This window comes from Rhodocytophaga aerolata (genome assembly GCF_030503435.1).
GTDB classification, from domain to species: Bacteria; Bacteroidota; Bacteroidia; order Cytophagales; family 172606-1; genus Rhodocytophaga; species Rhodocytophaga aerolata.
Window position 1 is genome coordinate 955576 of record NZ_JAUKPO010000001.1, and the last position, 18419, is coordinate 973994.

At 40.5% G+C, this 18419-nt stretch carries 16 protein-coding genes; 6 read left to right on the forward strand and 10 right to left on the reverse strand.

Going from position 1 to position 18419, the window contains the following annotated elements; all coding sequences use genetic code 11:
* Positions 1–90: 90 nt before the first annotated feature.
* The 5 genes from Q0590_RS03890 to Q0590_RS03910 form a co-directional block, all read right to left on the reverse strand.
* Complete coding sequence (locus tag Q0590_RS03890) at positions 91–1242, reverse strand: Re/Si-specific NAD(P)(+) transhydrogenase subunit alpha (RefSeq protein WP_302036164.1); 1152 nt, start codon at positions 1240–1242, stop codon at positions 91–93.
* A 151-nt stretch (positions 1243–1393) separates the two neighbouring features.
* On the reverse strand, positions 1394–2629 hold the full coding sequence (gene chrA, locus Q0590_RS03895; protein WP_302036165.1) for a chromate efflux transporter: 1236 nt from the start codon (positions 2627–2629) through the stop codon (positions 1394–1396).
* Positions 2630–2638: 9 nt separating this feature from the next.
* Positions 2639–3610 carry an isopenicillin N synthase family dioxygenase gene (locus tag Q0590_RS03900; RefSeq protein WP_302036166.1) on the reverse strand — a complete coding sequence of 324 codons (972 nt, stop codon included), beginning with the start codon at positions 3608–3610 and terminating at the stop codon, positions 2639–2641.
* Between the two features lie 281 nt (positions 3611–3891).
* Complete coding sequence (locus Q0590_RS03905; RefSeq protein ID WP_302036167.1) at positions 3892–4539, reverse strand: superoxide dismutase family protein; 648 nt, start codon at positions 4537–4539, stop codon at positions 3892–3894.
* A gap of 122 nt (positions 4540–4661) precedes the next feature.
* Entirely contained in the window at positions 4662–5228 is a 567-nt protein-coding gene (locus tag Q0590_RS03910; RefSeq protein WP_302036168.1) for a DUF3109 family protein, read from the reverse strand.
* 223 nt (positions 5229–5451) lie between these two features.
* Between Q0590_RS03910 and Q0590_RS03915 the strand changes: the two genes are divergently transcribed.
* On the forward strand, positions 5452–6003 hold the full coding sequence (locus tag Q0590_RS03915; protein ID WP_302036169.1) for a hypothetical protein: 552 nt from the start codon (positions 5452–5454) through the stop codon (positions 6001–6003).
* An 83-nt stretch (positions 6004–6086) separates the two neighbouring features.
* Here the strand turns inward: Q0590_RS03915 and Q0590_RS03920 are convergent, their stop codons facing one another.
* The 5 genes from Q0590_RS03920 to proS form a co-directional block, all read right to left on the reverse strand.
* Positions 6087–6467 carry a hypothetical protein gene (locus Q0590_RS03920; protein ID WP_302036170.1) on the reverse strand — a complete coding sequence of 127 codons (381 nt, stop codon included), beginning with the start codon at positions 6465–6467 and terminating at the stop codon, positions 6087–6089.
* A gap of 56 nt (positions 6468–6523) precedes the next feature.
* A complete protein-coding gene (gene floA, locus Q0590_RS03925) occupies positions 6524–7510 on the reverse strand; it encodes a flotillin-like protein FloA (RefSeq protein WP_302036171.1) in 987 nt (328 codons plus the stop codon).
* Positions 7511–7652: 142 nt separating this feature from the next.
* Positions 7653–8111: an NfeD family protein gene (locus tag Q0590_RS03930; protein WP_302036172.1), complete on the reverse strand. Its 459-nt coding sequence runs from the start codon at positions 8109–8111 to the stop codon at positions 7653–7655.
* A gap of 119 nt (positions 8112–8230) precedes the next feature.
* Positions 8231–9865 (reverse strand): ArnT family glycosyltransferase, encoded by a 1635-nt coding sequence (locus tag Q0590_RS03935; RefSeq protein ID WP_302036173.1) that lies wholly within the window; start codon positions 9863–9865, stop codon positions 8231–8233.
* 58 nt (positions 9866–9923) lie between these two features.
* Positions 9924–11399: a proline--tRNA ligase gene (gene proS / locus Q0590_RS03940; protein WP_302036174.1), complete on the reverse strand. Its 1476-nt coding sequence runs from the start codon at positions 11397–11399 to the stop codon at positions 9924–9926.
* A 231-nt stretch (positions 11400–11630) separates the two neighbouring features.
* On the opposite strand from proS, the gene Q0590_RS03945 reads away from it, so the two are divergent.
* From Q0590_RS03945 to Q0590_RS03965, 5 genes are all read left to right on the forward strand, one after another.
* Positions 11631–13055, forward strand: a complete 1425-nt coding sequence (locus Q0590_RS03945; RefSeq protein WP_302036175.1) for a hypothetical protein — start codon at positions 11631–11633, stop codon at positions 13053–13055.
* A gap of 34 nt (positions 13056–13089) precedes the next feature.
* Positions 13090–14625: an OmpP1/FadL family transporter gene (locus Q0590_RS03950; RefSeq protein ID WP_302036176.1), complete on the forward strand. Its 1536-nt coding sequence runs from the start codon at positions 13090–13092 to the stop codon at positions 14623–14625.
* A gap of 39 nt (positions 14626–14664) precedes the next feature.
* Positions 14665–14928: a DUF493 family protein gene (locus Q0590_RS03955; protein ID WP_302036177.1), complete on the forward strand. Its 264-nt coding sequence runs from the start codon at positions 14665–14667 to the stop codon at positions 14926–14928.
* 453 nt (positions 14929–15381) lie between these two features.
* Positions 15382–16083 (forward strand): hypothetical protein, encoded by a 702-nt coding sequence (locus tag Q0590_RS03960; protein WP_302036178.1) that lies wholly within the window; start codon positions 15382–15384, stop codon positions 16081–16083.
* Positions 16084–16089: 6 nt separating this feature from the next.
* Positions 16090–18291 carry a flotillin family protein gene (locus Q0590_RS03965; protein ID WP_302036179.1) on the forward strand — a complete coding sequence of 734 codons (2202 nt, stop codon included), beginning with the start codon at positions 16090–16092 and terminating at the stop codon, positions 18289–18291.
* The last annotated feature ends 128 nt before the right edge of the window (positions 18292–18419 follow it).

Here is an 18419-nt window from a genome sequence, read left to right on the forward strand (position 1 = left end):
ATTCAGCAGTTACCACCATGCATTGATTTTTCTTGTTGGAAGTATACTATTTCAACAAGAAATTTTTCGCATGTCAGTATTCCCATAGCCTCATATTTTTTTCACTTCTGTTTGTTTACTTAGTATATCTTTTGTAAATGTATGCACCAGTTCCCCTTTGTGTGTTATTAGGCTACCCTTGGTAATTTCCTCCTCCATCTGCCATTTAAAGCCATCTTTGGTAGCCAGGTGTGACAACAAAGTACTGATATTTTTTGCATACAAATCACTTGCATTCATAGAGAGTTGTGCCGGCAGGTTGGATTCTCCGATAATGGTTACATCATACTTTACCACTTTCTGGTTCAGTTCGCTTAAGGCGCAATTACCACCAGATTCTACAGCCATATCTACAATTACGGCACCTGGTTTCATGGTTCTCACCATATCTTCTGTAATAAGCACCGGAGCTTTTTTTCCCATCACCAAAGCCGTTGTGATCACTAGATCTGCTTCGGCCACATGCTTGGAAACAAGTTCTTTCTGCTTCTGTAAATAGTCCGCAGATACTTCTCTGGCATACCCCCCTTCTGTTTTTACCCCCTCATCCGTTTTTACTTCCAGAAAACGGCCGCCTAATGACTCCACCTGTTCTTTTGTTTCAGGCCGTACATCCGTTACTTCTACTACGGCTCCCAGCCGCTTAGCTGTGGCAATGGCTTGTAAACCAGCTACACCTGCACCAAATATTAGTACTTTTGCTGGCGTAATGGTGCCGGCTGCTGTCATCATCAGCGGAAAGATTTTGGCTAAATAGTTAGCGCCTAATAATACCGCTTTGTACCCAGCCAGATTAGCCTGAGAACTCAATGCATCCATTTTCTGTGCCCGGGATATGCGGGGTACGGCATCCATAGCAAAAGCAGAAACTTGTTTATCCATTAATGCTTGCACAATACCTGGCACCGTGTACGCATACAGAAAGGAAATCAGCACGGCGCCTGGTTTCAGCAGGTGAATTTCTTCGGGAGCAGGTGCGTTCACTTTCAATAAGATGTCTGCTTCTTGGTACAGTTCTGTTTTGGCAAGGACAATGGTAGCACCAGCTTTCTGGTAGGACTCATCCGGATAATTGGATTGGAAACCTGCACCAGTTTCAACCAAACAATTAAAGCCGGCTTTTACTAATGATTTTATAACATCGGGTGTAAGCGCTACCCTTTTCTCATATAACTTAGTTTCCTTGGGTACAGCTATTTTCAAAACCATGCAGATTTAAAGTGACGGGAAAGTGAGTGCTTAGCCAAATTTTATAAATTCAAGCTAAGCGGCTAAAACAATTTTTGCTCAATATAATTTTTTTTGGATTTGTTTTACAGAATCTTCTAAAAATTTTCGCAAAAGAATAATTTCTTTAGAGAACAAACCCGGCCAGTAAACCTGCCAGAATAATAAATGGGTGAGGAATTTTGGTAAATACCAGTAAGCTAAAAGTACCCAAAACAATGCCTGCATTAATAGGGCTTTGCGCCATTGGCTGAAAAAGCAAAATGGCAGAGGTAGCAATAAGGCCAACACTGGCAGAGTTTATCCCTTCCAGGGAAGCACGAATAACCCTGTACTGCTTCAGCTGATTCCAGAAGCGGTAAACGAAAAAGATAAGGAAGGTGCCGGGAAGAAAAATACCGGCTGTAGCCATAAAACTACCCAGCAACTCACCCCCTATTCCCCATTTACGCATAGATAAGGTTCCAATAAAGGCAGTAAATGAAAAAACCGGACCAGGTACCACTTGAGCTATTGCCAGGCCGGATAAAAACTCCTGGGAGGATAGATATTTTTTAAACTGGACAAATTCGGTAAATAACAGCGGAATTAATACTTGCCCGCCACCAAAAATAAAGCTGCCATTCCGGTAAAAGTTCTCGAACAAGCGCATAGGTAACCATTTGGTAATTCCTCCGATAATGGCCGCTGCAAATGCTACTGATAAAAACAAAATAAAATTAGCCCATTGCACTTGTAATGGCTTTTTTTCAACCAGACGTTCATGCTTTTTGTACTGAGAGGCCGTAACCAATCCACCGGCCAGTAAAATAAGCGGGGTTACCCAGGGAGATTGTAAAAAATACGTAATAATGGCAGCTAAGGCAGCCAGCAGTACACTGGTTTTATTCTGAATAACTTTTAACCCTATTTTATAGCCGGCATAAATCATAAACCCTACGGCCATTGGTTGTATGAAGCGGGTAAAATTAAGTGGTATATTATGTTGATGCAGGTAAGAAATACTCAGGCCCATTATAGTCATAATACTAACCGCAGGGGCTATCCAGACCAGTAAGGTAAGATAGGCCAAGTTAGGCCCACCTACTTTAAATCCAATGGCAGTAATGGTTTGGGTGGAAGTGGGGCCGGGAAGTATCTGACAGAGAGCATTCAATTCAATTAGTTCTGCTTCTGTCAGGTACTTCCGCTTACAGACCATGTATTTTAAGAGCATAGCCATATGAGCTTGTGGTCCGCCAAAGGCTCCCAAAGCTAAAATGAGTACGTCTTTGAGAAAAATGTAATACCGGATGCGTCCTACGTGTGTAGGAGGTAACAAGGTTGGTGGAGTAATTGAACGGGTTACACGCTCCAGATACATTCAGTATAGTTATTTTTTCAGACCTATTTCTGCTAGCCGTTGCATAAGAAATTCGCCGGCTGTAATGTCAGAATATTGTTTGGGATGCTGAGCATCTATACAATTTTCCAGGCAAGTTAAATCCATTTCTGAACGGGGATGCATAAAGAAAGGGATAGAATACCGGGATGTGCCCATTTTTTCTCTGGGTGGATTTACTACCCGGTGTATCGTAGATTTTAATTTATTATTGGTAAGCCTGTCGAGCATATCCCCCACGTTTACCACAATCTGTTCAGGCAGGGCTGTTATGGGTATCCATTTACCATCGCGGCGCAGTACCTGTAAACCATCGGCACTAGCTCCCATCAGTAAAGTAATCAGGTTAATGTCGCCATGGGCTGCGGCACGGACGGCATCTGCTGGTATGGCATCCGGGTTCTCAATGGGATAGTAGTGAATGGCTCTTAAGATACTATTTCCATTTTTTATTTTATCGTCAAAATAAAATTCATCCAGATTCAGATAGAGGGCAATGGCACGTAACATTTGTTTGCCGGCGTTTTCCAGGCGGCGGTACACATCCAGGCTCACTTCCCGCATTTCAGGAAATTCCTTTGGAAAAACATTAACCGGATATTCGTTTTTTATCGGATCATTATCAGTCACCTCCTGGCCAATATGATAAAACTCTTTCAGGTCTCCGGTGCTACGGCCTTTGGCATGTTCTCTTCCTTTGGGAGTATAACCTCTTTGCCCGTTCAGGCCGGGTATGTCATATTGCAACTTCAGTTCGTCGGGCGACTGAAAAAAACGTTTAATAATCGCATATAAGCGGTCTGTCAATTCATCGGAAAGGCCATGGTTTTTAATGGCAACAAACCCAATATTGTTGAATGCTTCGCCTAATTGTTTGACAAAATTCGTTTTTTGTGTAGCATCTCCGGACGTAAAATGAGATAAATCCAGAGAGGGAACTTCACTATATAATATCTGGCTCATGTGGTAAAATTATTGCCGCAAGTTAAGCAGAAAATACCTAAGTACTTACTAGAACTCTCTATAAACGCCTTTGCCATGCCTGGCCAGGAATGACGACGGGTTGGCCTCAAGGAACATTCTCAGTCAATTTCACTCAAAACGTAACTACCGTTCTTTACAGAAAAAATCTATCACAAAATATATAATTAAACACAAAAACAATACTAAAACCAAAAAAATAAAAGCCTGGTACAGTTTGTACAACAGGCTTTTATCAGGTAATGTACGTAAAATCAGTGCAATTATTTCATAGTGATCACACCGCAACCAACACGGTCACCGGCATTGCCGGCAGGCTGCGACTTGTAATCGTCTGCTTTGGCATGCACAATAATGGCTTTGTTAATAATGTTTACTGTTGTATCAGCCCCACCTATTTTCCACTCGTTTACAGTTAGTTCCAGCTTGCCTTTTCCATCTTGTCCCACTTCCATGTTAGGCATATCGCCAGCGTGGTGCTGTCCTTCGCCGCGTTTGCCATGTGGATTTTTAGTTGGGTTCCAATGTGGTCCGGCAGAAGTAGCATCAGGTTTGCTGCAATCGCCATTCTGGTGCAAATGCACAGCATGTGGGCCCGGAGTGGCATTTTCTACAGTTAATACAAGTTTCACACTTCCACCAGTTTCAGTAAAAGTTGCTTTTCCGGTTAGTCCGCTTCCGCTGGCAGAAGCAATAGTAGCTTCAGCTGTTTTTCCGGCAGCCATCATAGCACCTTCGCCTTCAGCCATCATTCCGGTAGTGGTGTCAGCTGTTGAATTAGCACCTACGGTAGCATCCGTGGATTGTTCATTGGTATTATCCTGATCTACAGACCGGGTTTCACTACCTCCGCAAGAAGCCAAAAGTGAGCAAAGGGCAACAGCAGAAAAGAAGGATGTTATTTTGTTCATAAACGTGGTTTTAGGTTTGTAACTAATAAAATGTGCTGCAATTTATAGCAAATACATATATCATATACTGATCCTTACTCCTTTTTGTTTATCTAAAACTCAATCCTTTATGTTAGTTTATATTATTCTTTATTTTCGATCAGGCGCACTAGCTCATTATACCAGCTTTCACCGTATTGGCGGATCAGGGGTTCTTTCAGAAATTTATATAGAGGTACCCCCAGTTTACGTCCATGTTTGCAGGCAGCATTACAAATATCCCAGCGGTGGTAGTTAATTGCATGGTAATCTTCATATTTGGTAATGCGAATGGGATATAAGTGGCAAGATATAGGTTTTTTGTATGAAATTTTGCCATCCAGATAAGCCTGCTCTATACCACATTTAAGTATGCCTTTTTTATCATAAATAGCAAAAGCACATTCTTTATGGTTAATAGTAGGCGTAGAGTAGTCGCCTTCAAAATCTTTTATATATACCCCTTGCTCTTCAATAGCTTTCCGGCCTTTGGCAGACAAATAGGGTTTTACGTCTTCGTAAATTTGTTCCAATATAGCTAATTCTTCTTCTTCCAGCGGCGCTCCCAGGTCGCCTTCCACACAGCAGGCACCTTTGCATTTGTCCAGGTCACACACAAAAAATTGATCAGCGATATCGTCGCTGATACAGGTCTTGTCTAATACAATCATAGGATAAAAACAGTCAACAAAGCTACCAACAAAACCAGCGGCATAATAATTCTTCTACCTAAAATTTGGTTGAAAATACAGCGTACATCCTGTACGAATCAGGCAAATGATAAATATAATTAACTTTGCATGCGCCAATTTTTAAGCTGTTCACGGATGTGTTTCTGCATCTAATGGTTTATATTAGCTGTATTATCCGGAATCAGCGATAATTTACTTCGTTATGGAAAAGAATCTGCTTCTTTTTATCGGTTGTATTGGTTTACTAGCAGGTATGCACGTGCTAAGTGCCTGTGCTGAAAAAAGAGAGACCTCAACAATAGTTGCTGAACAAGCGCCAGCTGATCATTCTCTCCTCAATGAAGCTACGGAAGAAAAGCTGGATAACCTGTTAACAGATTATGTAGCTGATATGAAAAGTGCTCTGGCCGAGCTAGATGATAAGAAAGCAGCTGCTAAAATACAACGAATGAAGGGGCAATACAGTACGCGGATTGAAGAACTGCAAGCCGAATTAGAAACCTGGGAAAATTCTCTTTCAGAAGAAGAAGTGCGAACTTTTCAACAGCGGATGGAAAACAAGCCGTATTTTAAAGATCTCTTCGCCACCAGCCTTTCAGCTATGGGCCGGATGACCAAAAGCCCGGAGCTTCGCAAAGCCTTTGAAGAGCTCAACTCTACTATGAATTTTATTAATGAAGATTTAAATCCGGAAGAAGTCACCGGAGAAGAATATCCGGAAGATATGGTGGAGAAAGAAAATAAGCAGAAATAAAGGTATCCGTAAGTTCTTACAAACAACTCTATCTCAAACTACCCAACTTAAAAACAGGTAGTGACAGACTCCTGGTGAGGCTTTTACTCTTTAACAACCCCAGAAGAATCTCTTCTTTGAAAGATATGGTGAATATACCCTTCTTTGCCAACCGCATAGGTAGTTTCGTGAATCCATCCGTTTCTATATAGAAAATTAAAAATATCCATTTCGCTACCAAACGGACGATCTTTCCCTTGTATATTTTTTATACGGTTCTGCCGTAAATTTCGAAGCCGGATAACCTGTCCATAGTCAATTATAGCAAATACTTCTCCTTGTCCGAAAAGCCGCTGATCTATAATTAGTTCGATGTACCTGATGTCCTCATTCTTATTTATATCCTGGTTATTTACAATCACCTGAGCTTGCGAGAATACAGGCAAGCAGGCTATTGTGAAAAACAGCCAACACAATTGCTTCATAGCAGACAGAACTTGATTACTATAAAACTTTGCATAGCATAGGAAAGCAGCTATACTCACGATTTCTTAGTGTCTTTGCCAGGATTAGCTATTGCATCCCGCATATCTGTATCGGCCTGGATATTCTGCATCCGGTAATAATCCATGATACCTAGATTACCATTTCTGAAAGCTTCTGCCAGCGCTTTAGGTACTTCCGACTCTGCCTCAATTACTTTGGCACGCGCTTCCTGCGCTTTGGCACGCATCTCCTGCTCCACAGCTACAGCCATTGCCCTCCGTTCTTCTGCTTTGGCTTCGGCAACTTTCAGATCGGCATTAGCCTGGTCTATTTGTAGTTTTGCGCCAATGTTTGCACCCACATCTATATCGGCAATATCAATGGAGAGAATTTCATAGGCTGTGCCAGCATCCAAGCCTTTTTGTAATACCAGACGTGAGATTTTATCCGGATTCTCCAGTACTTCTTTATGCGATGTAGACGAACCAATAGAGGTAACAATGCCCTCTCCTACCCTTGCCAGAATAGTTTCCTCTCCGGCTCCTCCTACCAACTGTGAAATATTTACACGTACCGTTACTCTGGCTTTGGCTACCAGTTGAATGCCATCCTGTGCTACGGCAGCTACATTGGGTGTGTTTATCACTCTGGGATTTACTGAGATTTGCACTGCTTCAAATACATCTCTTCCGGCCAGATCAATAGCGGCCGCCTGTTTAAAAGATAGATTAATATTTGCTTTATCCGCAGAAATCAGGGCTTTTATGACAGAAGGCACATGTCCGCCAGCCAGATAATGCGTTTCCAGATCAGCAGTAGTTAAGTTCAATCCTGCTTTGGTAGAAGTAATAAGGGATTGTACAATTAAGCTTGGGGGCACTTTCCGTATCCGCATAAAGACCAGTTCGAATAAGCCCACTTTTACGCCGGAAAAGATAGCGGTAATCCAAAGATTGACAGGTACAAAATATAAGAAAACAAAAAAGGCTACAATAGCCCCTAATATCAAAAATATAAGGTAAACACCGGATGCTTCGCCCATAGCTTAAAAGAATTATATGTGAAGGAGTTAAAACTAAACTGCAAGTAGCCGCCTTGTTTTGGTATTGGAAGGCAGTATGCCATGTCTACCTGCTGTTTTTTCAAACAAGGTACACTCTTTTATAGACATATACTATTGAAACCTATTCAGAAGCTGTAACAAAAATTTTATTTGTATCAAACCGTACAATTCTAACCAGGCAACCAGCTTCTAAAAAGGGGCCTAAGGTATGCACTTCTACAATGGCTTCATTAAATTGAGCTTTTCCGGAAGGTTTCAAGGTAGATATTGCCTTGCCCATATCCCCAATTTTCAAAAGTACTTTGTTTTCGTCATTTACCTTACTGCTGATTGTGTGGTTCAGGGCAAACTTGCGCCAAACGCCAGACCGTAAGCCATATACTAAGGCAATGCCAGTAAGGGCAACAAAGCCGCCAAGAATACTGAAACCCATTACAGCGCCTAAGCTTTTAAAGCTGATAAATATACCAATGACAGCTAATATGAGCCCGGCAAGCCCAAAAATGGTGGTACCTGGTATAAAAATTATTTCTAATACAATAAGTGCTAAGCTAAACACCAATAACACTATTATAGCCATCCATTCCATATACAGTTCAAATTAAAGGTGCATTTTTATAATTAAATATAGCAAAAAGATATGAATAAATTCTACAGAACTCAAACAATAGTTCATACAAGTATAGCCAAGCAAACAGGCTATTTTTTAGCTTTGTCCGCTTGTTTAACTCTATACAATATTACTGAATCTACGTCAGCTAGTTTTTCAAGCGGTGGTTTATTTTTTTTCTTCCATTGATCCCATTCCATAAAACTGCCAAAGGTTTCGCGGAAAGTATGTGGATTATACAGGACAAATGTGCTGCTATAGGCTTCAGAATGTAGTCCATCTGCTTTGGCAAAGTCGGTAAACGTATAATTCGCTGGCGGCTGAAACTGGTAAAACCAGTTATAGGTTAAGGCTAAACGCTGGTCGGTAATTACCAGATGAGTACCGTTTGTATGGCTGAGATAGGTATTGAATAACTTTTTTTCGGCCTGGTACCCCCATTGCTGCGGACGAAACATGCGGTATAATGGAATAGATAAACCGATAAGAACAAACAACAGGTGCATCGTCTGTAAGAAATACTTAAACCGATTAATGGCAGGCAATAAAGCTACAAAGGCGTAGGCAGTATATATCAACGTATATTTAGATTGCACCCAGAAGCAATAACCGGCAACGGCAGCAAACAATATAAACAACCAGATACGTGCTTTGGACGAATTTTCTGCTTTTACCCAAAAAAAGCCTGCTAATATAGCGAAGGGCGGCAGTAACGGAAAATACATCCTGGGCAGCAAGTTAAGCGGATTATAATACCGCAGACTAGTAGTGCCAAAGTAAAAACACAAGAGAAACAGAACAGCAAACCAGCTCCAGAAATTCTCCATCGTTCCAAGACTGAATTTCTCTTTCCTGATACTGGCTAGAGCCATAACCAATCCTGGCAATATAGCCACCAACAACCCTGATTCAGTAAACATTTGCCAGGGTGCATAGGTAAGCCGTACAAGCAAGTAGGAAAAAGGTTTATCGTAATAACTTTCCGCATGCGTATAGTGGTTATCCATAATACTATTGAAGCGGTAAAAAGCATCGCCTGTATATAGATAATAGATTAAAAAATAAGCAAAAAATAATACCAAGCCAGACAGGACAGTGCTATATGTAAATTGATGAGCAGCTTTGCTTCGTTGTAGCCATGCTTGTACTACCAGAAAGCCGAAAAAGGGCCAGCAATACAGGCTGGTTTCTTTGGTCAGAAAAGCAGCAAAAAGCAAAGCAGCTATCCCTATGCCAGATTTTACCGGATAAAGTTGCCTGTATTGCTGGGCAATAATTCCTGCCAAAAGACAAAAGAGGGTAACTAAGGTATCTGGAATGAGTTTATCAATAAAGAAAAGAAAATAGGAATTTAACCCAGTAATTGCTACTGCATATAGGCATAGTGCCTTTTGTTTTCTCAGGTATAGAAAAAGTATGGTTAAAGTGCCTAAGAAAGCAGTTGCAGGTATTAGTACAGCTGAAAAGTCATTGATACCAAATAAGGAAAAGGAACAAGCTAGTAGGGCGATAAAAACCAACCGATGTGTAAATGTATCATATATAACAGAAAAGCTGCCCTTCGTCAACTGAAAGGCAGCTCTTGCATATTCATAATCATCATAGAAATAATATCCACTGAATGTCCGCCAGATATACGTGCTGTAGCATAAGATAATGCCAATGGCTACTAAGAAAGTATAGATAGATTGTGCTTTACTTATTCTTCCTTTTACCAGAGACATTCACAGATATACTTAGTAAACAGACGGGACTAGCGTATAGACTTTCTACTTTTTCCGCTTAATACGCCCTGGCAAATACTACTCTTCTGCTGGAGGGTTTACCGCTATACATACATTTACCCTCTTCCGGCTGGGCATTTATTGGAATACACCGGATAGTAGCTTTGGTTTCGTCCTTTATTATTTCTTCTGTTTCGGAAGTACCATCCCAGTGTGCTAGAACAAAACCACCTTTGCTATCCAGCACTTCTTTAAATTCTGCATAGGAATCTACTTTTGTGGTGTTCGCCTGGCGGAAAGCTAGTGCTTTATTATAAATATTCTGTTGTATATCTTCGAGCAAGGTTTCTATATGGTTTGCCAGACCTTCCAGGGCATATACTTTTTTCTCCTTAGTATCGCGGCGGGCTACTTCAGCTGTTCCGTTTTCCAGGTCGCGTGGGCCTATTGCAATACGTACAGGCACGCCCTTCAACTCATAATCAGCAAATTTATAGCCTGGCGAATGCGTATCGCGGGTATCAAACTTCACACTAATGCCCTTTGCTAACAGTTCATTCCTTACTACCTGCACCTTTTCGGAAATTTTGGCTAATTGCTCCTCGCCTTTAAAAATCGGCACAATTACTACTTGGATAGGAGCCAGTTTAGGGGGTAACACCAATCCTTCATCATCAGAATGCGCCATAATTAAAGCTCCCATCAGCCTGGTACTTACGCCCCAAGAAGTACCCCACACATAATCTAATTTACCCTCCTTATTGGCAAACTTTACATCAAAAGCTTTCGCAAAATTCTGTCCCAAAAAGTGAGAAGTGCCAGCCTGTAAGGCTTTGCCATCTTGCATCAGCGCTTCAATGCAATACGTATCTTCAGCACCAGCGAAACGCTCATTGGGTGTTTTAACCCCTCGGATAACCGGCAATGCCAAATGTTGTTCAGCAAAGGTAGCATAGACCTCTAGCATTTGCAGCGTTTCTTCTTGGGCTTCTTTTGCTGTAGCATGTGCTGTATGGCCCTCCTGCCAAAGGAATTCCGCTGTACGCAAAAATATTCTGGTCCGCATTTCCCAGCGTACTACGTTTGCCCACTGATTAAGTAGAATTGGCAGATCCCGGTATGATTGTACCCAGTTTTTATACGCACTCCATATAACTGTTTCTGAAGTAGGCCGGATAATTAGTTCCTCTTCCAGCTTTGCTTCCGGATCTACAATAACCCCGCTTCCATCGGGTGCATTTTTTAAGCGATAGTGTGTAACTACTGCACATTCTTTAGCAAATCCTTCTACGTGACTGGCCTCTTTACTCAGGTAAGATTTAGGAATAAAAATTGGAAAATAGGCATTGGTATGCCCAGTATCTTTAAACATTTTATCTAATGCAGCCTGCATCTTTTCCCAAATAGAAAAACCATAGGGCTTTATAATCATACAACCTCTAACAGGCGAATTTTCAGCCAAGTCCGCTCTTTTTACTAATTCGTTATACCACAGTGAGTAATCCTCATTTCTTTTAGGAAGTCCCTTGCTCATTGTATTATCTGATAAATTTAGTAGAATTTTTCTGGTATAAATTTTGTTTAATTTGATAGGGCAAAAGTCTTATAATTTCATAACTTTAGGTAATATTTTTGCAAATTATTCACTTTTGCCGGTAACAGTACAGGGGCAAATATAGTTTATTATATAAACAACCACCCAACTATTAAAAAAACCGTATAAATTATAAATTTCCGGGCATTGCCTACGTTAACTATAGTACTTATGAAAACTACTCAATCATTAAAATACTTATTATTTGCGGGAATTGTTGGCGTCTGGGGATGCAGTAGCCAGCAGTACTCGCAGAACCAGGAATATGATGACTTATATTTCTCCTCTAAAGATAGAGAGCAAGTAACGCTTACAGCTTCTGCCTCTTCCACCGACTATTCCAATATTGAAAATAAAGGAGTAGCTAGTGAAGATTACAGTCAGAAAAACGTAAACCCAGAGTATATTCAGCAATATGCCGATCAGAACCGGCAAAATTCCAGCACAACTAATAATGATAGTTACAGTGCAGACGACAATTCTTATTACGATGAGAATTACAGCCGGAATAATAACCCGATCGGCTTAGCCAGAGGCTACGAAAGGTACAACAATGGCGGTACCACTGTTAATGTATTTCCTAGCATTGGCTTCGGTGGCGGATACTATGGTGGCTCTGCTTTTTACGATCCATTCTATGATCCTTATTTCTTTAATAATGGTTTTTACGATCCATTCTTCAACCGTCCATTTTATGGCCGACCAGGCTGGAATATCAACATAAGCTATAACTATGGATGGGGAAACCCATGGGGCTGGGGAAGAAGTGCCTATTGGTATGATCCATTCTACAATCCTTACAGATCTTGGGGTTACTGGGGAGATCCGTATTACAGTGGATTTTATAACAGACCTTACTACGGATGGGGTGGCGGATGGAATCGCAACAATGTGATAATTGTCAATCCAGGTAACGATAATGGTTCCCGTCAGGTACGGACTAGTCCACGTAGTAACAGAGGTTCCGCTGTTGTGAATGATAACTTCAACAATACACCAAGAACTACACGCGACACCCGTGGTGGAAGAGTAGATCAATCGGAAGGTGCTGCTGGTACTAATACATCCCCTAACTATTCTGATAATACAAACAGGAGACCGTCTAATGTCAGCACAGATGAAAGCAGACCTGCCAGAGCCATACGGCCTAGAAGTGATGCTAATCCTGACTATCAGCCACAAAACACTCAGCCGAGTTATAACAATAATTCAGGCAACAGAACATATTCTCCGAATGTGAATAATGGTTCTAACGATGGTGGTATAACAAATCCGCGTGCTGTACGTCCACGTAGTAATAATGATAGTTATCAGAACCAAAATAGCAACAGATCCTACGATAATAATTCCAATAGATCCAGTGCGCCAACGTATAACAGCACACCTTCTTCCGGAAGATCACCCAGAACGTATGACAACTCCAGAAGCAACAATAGCTGGAACAACAACTCTAGTAACGACAGCTATCGTTCAAATGGAAGTTTCAACAATAATTCGTCTGGTGGCTCTTATTCAAGTCCAAGTTCTGCACCTAGCAGAAGCAGCAGTAGTGGTAGCAGCAGCGGCGGCAGTTCTCCACGAAGATCACCTAGATAGTGACAGCCGCTATTGTTGATTAGACATTCTAGCTATGCATAAAAGATTAATTATTGCCAGTATAGGAATTTTACTTCCTGTACTGGCTAGTTACGCCCAGACTGCAGAAGATGCATTACTGTTTTCTAATACCTCTGTTAATGGCACGGCCAGGTTTCAGGGAATGGGAGGTGCTCAAACAGCCTTGGGGGCTGATATCAGTTCTATTTCAGGCAACCCCGCTGGCTTAGGTTTTTTCCGCAAATCTGAATGGAGCATTACCCCTAGTATAGGTTTTTCCAATACCCAGTCTAATTACTTAAATACAGTTACATCAGATGGCAAAAGTTATCTAAATGTAGCAAATATGGGTATTGTGTTTGCCAAGCCAAAAGATGCAATTGTTGGAGGAAAATGGCGCGGAGGTGCTTTCGGTATAAGCTTTAACCGGATGAGCAGTTATCAGAGACAGGTTTCTTATCAGGGTGTAAACAATGTAAATTCTCTTCTGGACTCCTTCACAGACCAGGCTACAGGTATTACATTAGGTGATTTTGAAGGAAGCCTGGGTCCTCCACGACTTCAAGCCGCTTTTGATACTTATCTGATCAATCCTTTCTCTAATGATATCAATGAAGATAGATGGTTCAGTTCAATTGGAGAAATAGAAACTTCGCCGGGTCAATATATCCAGGCGCCGGTACAGCAAAATGAAACTATTAACTACACCGGAGCCCGTAATCAGTGGAATTTATCTTATGGAGGCAACTATGATGACAAGTTATATTTTGGCGCTTCTGTAGGAATTTCAAACATCCGTTTTGGCCAGCAGAACCGGTATAGAGAAGTAGTACAAGCAAGACCTGAAGATCTTATTGTAGATAATTTTACTCTTACAGAAGATATAGATGTGAGAGGCACCGGTGTTAATTTAACGGCGGGTATAATTTATAAAGCAAATGATATTATTCGCTTCGGAGCTTCGTTTACTAGCCCAACTTGGTACAGACTAACGGACAATTACATTCCTAGAATCCAAGCTAATTTTGAATATCCGGAATTTTTTGATCCTGCTATAGAACGTTACCAAGACAAGACTATTGAGGTGGAACCTTTACGGTATAACCTAACTACTCCTTTAAGTATATCTGGCGGTCTGGCTTTGTTTGCAGGTAAAAATGGCTTTATTACAGCAGATGTTACTTATAGCACCTATAATAGTATTCGCTTTGGCAATAGCAATGAAGTAGATTTTGGGTCAGAAAATGAATTCATCAGCCGAAATTATCAGCCTACCGTTAATGCCAGAATAGGAGGCGAGTTCCGGAAAGATATTTTCAGGCTACGTGCGGGCGCAGGTTATCAAACAGATCCTTACAAAGATTTAGTGGATGATTTAAATAGACAAGTATTAAATTTTAGCGCTGGCGCTGGTATTCGCCTGCCGGAGTTTTATATTGATTTAGCTGTAGTGCATAATCGTTTTGACAACGGATATACACCCTATACTATTTCAAATCAGGCTACACCTTCAGTCATTATAAAAAACCGGTTAACGAATGCTGTGTTATCTTTTGGAATGTTCTTTTAATTAGTAGTGTTTTCTTTTATATAAAGAAAGGAAAGTAAAGTGGATAATAAAGTATATGCAAGCTTAAAACAGAAACTAGACGAGCAATTTGCTTGGCCTATGTTGTATATGTTCAAGTTCATTGTTCCGGAAGCTAACAAAGATAAAGTAATCACTTTGTTTAATAAACACGATGTTAGCAGCCGGGATTCTAAAAATGGGAATTACGTGAGCCTGACAATTCAGATGTTTATGAAATCAAGCGAAGACGTAATTGATGTGTATAAAAAAGCTTCTACTATAGAAGGTTTAATTGCTTTGTAAAAACTAAATAATATAGGTATCAGGGAAAAGGATGAAGTTTAGACTTCATCCTTTTTTGTTTCTATCTAATAGGTTTTCTTAACATTCGTAAAAAGCTACATTCAATAACTGTGAACATTGCAAGCTTAGGTTACCATTACCTGGTTTTTCCATTAACTATAAAATCAGTAGAATTGGCAGCACAAAAATTTATAAAAATTATTATACTTTATTAATCCGTATACATTGCCAATATCAAAATTATTTATATCTTAAAGCAATAATTCATCACACATGAAAATGGCCAAAGACCCTTTCCTGGAACAAATGCTTACCCGATGCCCCTGGTCAGGTAAGAAATAGTGTGATATTCTTATGCCCGGATATTCCTAAAACTCTATATTGAGGCCGGAAAATAGGTTCTACCCTTTGTCTGTATATCTTACAGCCTAACATTATTAAATTAAATTTCCTATGAAAGAGTTACTAGAAGCTTCTGTTTCACTAGTAAATGTTATTCCTACGACTTTACTGGTTTTTGTGATTCTGTATTGGCTCATAGTTATACTCGGGCTGATAGATATGGATGCCATAAATTTAGATCTGGACCACGATGTAACGGTGGAACATGAAATTCATACTACTTTCCACACACATGCCGATATTCCAACAAAAGATGTAGCTGTGAAGGAAATGCACAACACAGAAGTAGCCAACTCTGGTAATTGGATGCAGGCTGCGCTTGTATTTTTTAACCTGGGTAAAGTGCCTTTTATGGTATTTATGAGCTTTCTGATTCTACCTATATGGGCTATTTCTATCCTAGTGAATCATTATTTGGGAAACAGTTCGATACTTGTTGCTATAGCATTATTGATTCCGAATATACTTATCAGTTTCTTTATAGCAAAAATTTTGACTACCCCTTTTGTCAAGGTATTCAGTTACTTGCAAAACGATCCGGATAAACAGCAAGTTTTAGGGCAAATTTGTACAGTGCTCCTGCCTGCCGGTTCTGGAAAATTAGGCCAGGCGGTTATCAACAACAAAGGCAATACCATACTTTTAAATGTAAAGTCGGCAGATGGCCATACATTAGAAAAAGGAAAAAGTGCCCTTGTTCTTGAGTTTAATAAAGAAAAACAATACTATTTAATTCAATCCTTTGATCAATAAACAACTATGTTCACATCTGTAACTTTCGCGGTTATAATTTTTATAGCCTTTTTTCTGATTGCCACCCTTATTTTTATAGCCAACTGCTATCACAAAGCAGAGCAAGGCATGGCCTTGATAAAAACTGGTGTTGGCGGTACGCATGTTTCTTTTTCAGGTATGATTGTCATTCCGGTAATGCACAGACTAGAGATGATGGATATTTCCCTGAAAACAGTAGTTATTTCCCGGCAGGGTAAAGAAGGATTGATTTGTAAGGACAATTTACGGGCAGATATTAAAGTAACTTTCTTTGTGCGGGTAAACAAAACAGAGCAAGATGTTATTCAGGTAGGCCAGTCTATTGGTTGCCGTAGAGCCTCCGATACTAAAGCATTGGAAGACCTATTTGATGCTAAATTCTCCGAAGCCCTGAAAACAGTAGGTAAAAAATTTGACTTTATTGAACTGTATAATTCCAGAGAACTCTTTAAGCAAGAAATTCTGCAAATTATAGGTACAGATTTGAATGGCTATATCCTCGACGATTGTGCCATTGATTACCTGGAACAAACTCATATTGAGGCATTGAATGAAAATAATATTATGGATGCGGAAGGCATCAAAAAGATTATTGAACTGACTGCCAAACAAAAAATAATGGCCAATCATTTTGAGCGGGAAAAAGAAAAAACCATTACCCAGCAGAACGTGCAAGCGAAGGAAGCTATACTGGAACTGAACCGGCAGTTGGCAGAAACCGAAGAAAAGCAAAAGCGGGAAATTGCTTCTATCCGTGCCCGTGAAGAAGCTGAAATCGCTGTAATTCAGCAGCAAGAACGGCTGAAAGCAGAAAAAGCACGCATTCAAACTGAAGAAGAATCCCGTGTAGCCGAAGAAAATCGCGACCGTCAGATTATAGTAGCGCAGAAGAATAAAGAACGCGTAGAAGCTGTAGAAAAAGAAAGAGTAGATAAAGACCGTTTACTGGAAGTTACAGAAAAACAACGGATCGTTACACTTGCTGACATTGCCAAAGAGAAAGCCATTGAAGAAGAACGCAAGAATATTCAGGAAGTAATCCGCGAAAGAGTAGCTGTACAAAAAGCAGTAGTGGCCGAAGAAGAAAAGATAAAAGATACCCAAGCATTTGCTCAGGCAGACCGTGAAAAATCCGTAGCTATCAAACGTGCGGAAATGCTAGCGGAAGAATCATTGGTTCAACAAATAAAAGCTGCCGAAGCTGACCGCCAGTCTGCCGAATTGAAAGCCAAACGCCTAGTAGTAGAAGCTGAAGCAGAGCAAGCCACTGCCGGCAAAAAAGCAGAAGCCATTAAAATACTGGCCGATGCTGAAGCCGCCAAAGCAGCCGCTGTAGGAGTAGCAGAAGCCCAGGTAATTCAAGCTAAAGCCTTGGCCAAAGAAAAAGATGGTAAGGCGGATGCTACGGTTATAGAGAACAAAGCCATAGCTGAAGCTAAAGGCATAGAGGTGATGGCGAAAGCGCAGGCAGAGGCTGATGAAAAATTAGGCTTAGTGGCTGCCAAGATCAACAAAGAGAAAGGCTTATCCGATGCCAATGTAATTGAAGTAAAAGCGCAGGCAGAAGAGAAAAAAGGCTTAACAGAAGCTAAAATTATGCATGAGAAGTTCACAGCGGAAGCCAAAGGTATTGAAAGCAAGGCAGATGCTATGCGTAAATTAGACGGCGTAGGCAAGGAACACGAAGAGTTTAAGTTGAGATTACAGAAAGAAAAAGACGTTGAACTGGCTATGATCAACATTCAGAAAGCAATTGCCGATGCACAAGCTACCGTATTGGGAGAAGCCCTGAAAGTATCTAAAATTGATATTGTGGGTGGCGAAACTATGTTCTTCGACAAACTGGTGAATTCCATTAGCAATGGAAAGTCTGTAGATAAACTGTTTACCAATAGCCATGTACTGACAGATGTTAAAAACACGTTCTTTACCAATGGAAACGGCAATGGACACAGTAATGGAAAAGATGACCCCAAAGCTATATTCAGAGATAATCTGAAGAAGCTGGTAGATCAGTTTGGCATTACATCAGAAGATGTAAAAAACCTGAGTGTGGCTGCCCTCCTGATGCAGATGTCTAAGTTGGCTGACGATAAAGAATCCAAAGGCTTGCTTAATCAACTGATGCAAATGGCTAAAAAGAAAGGCGTTTCTGACGATGCTGCGCAGACTTTAGGTATCTGGTAAAAAATGAGTACATAGATGCTCATAGGTAGGAATGTTACTATATAAAAAAGCTAGTAACATATGCCTTCAATTTAACAAAAGTAATTTTTCTGACTGTGTGCTGTTATCAAAAATGACAGCATACAGTC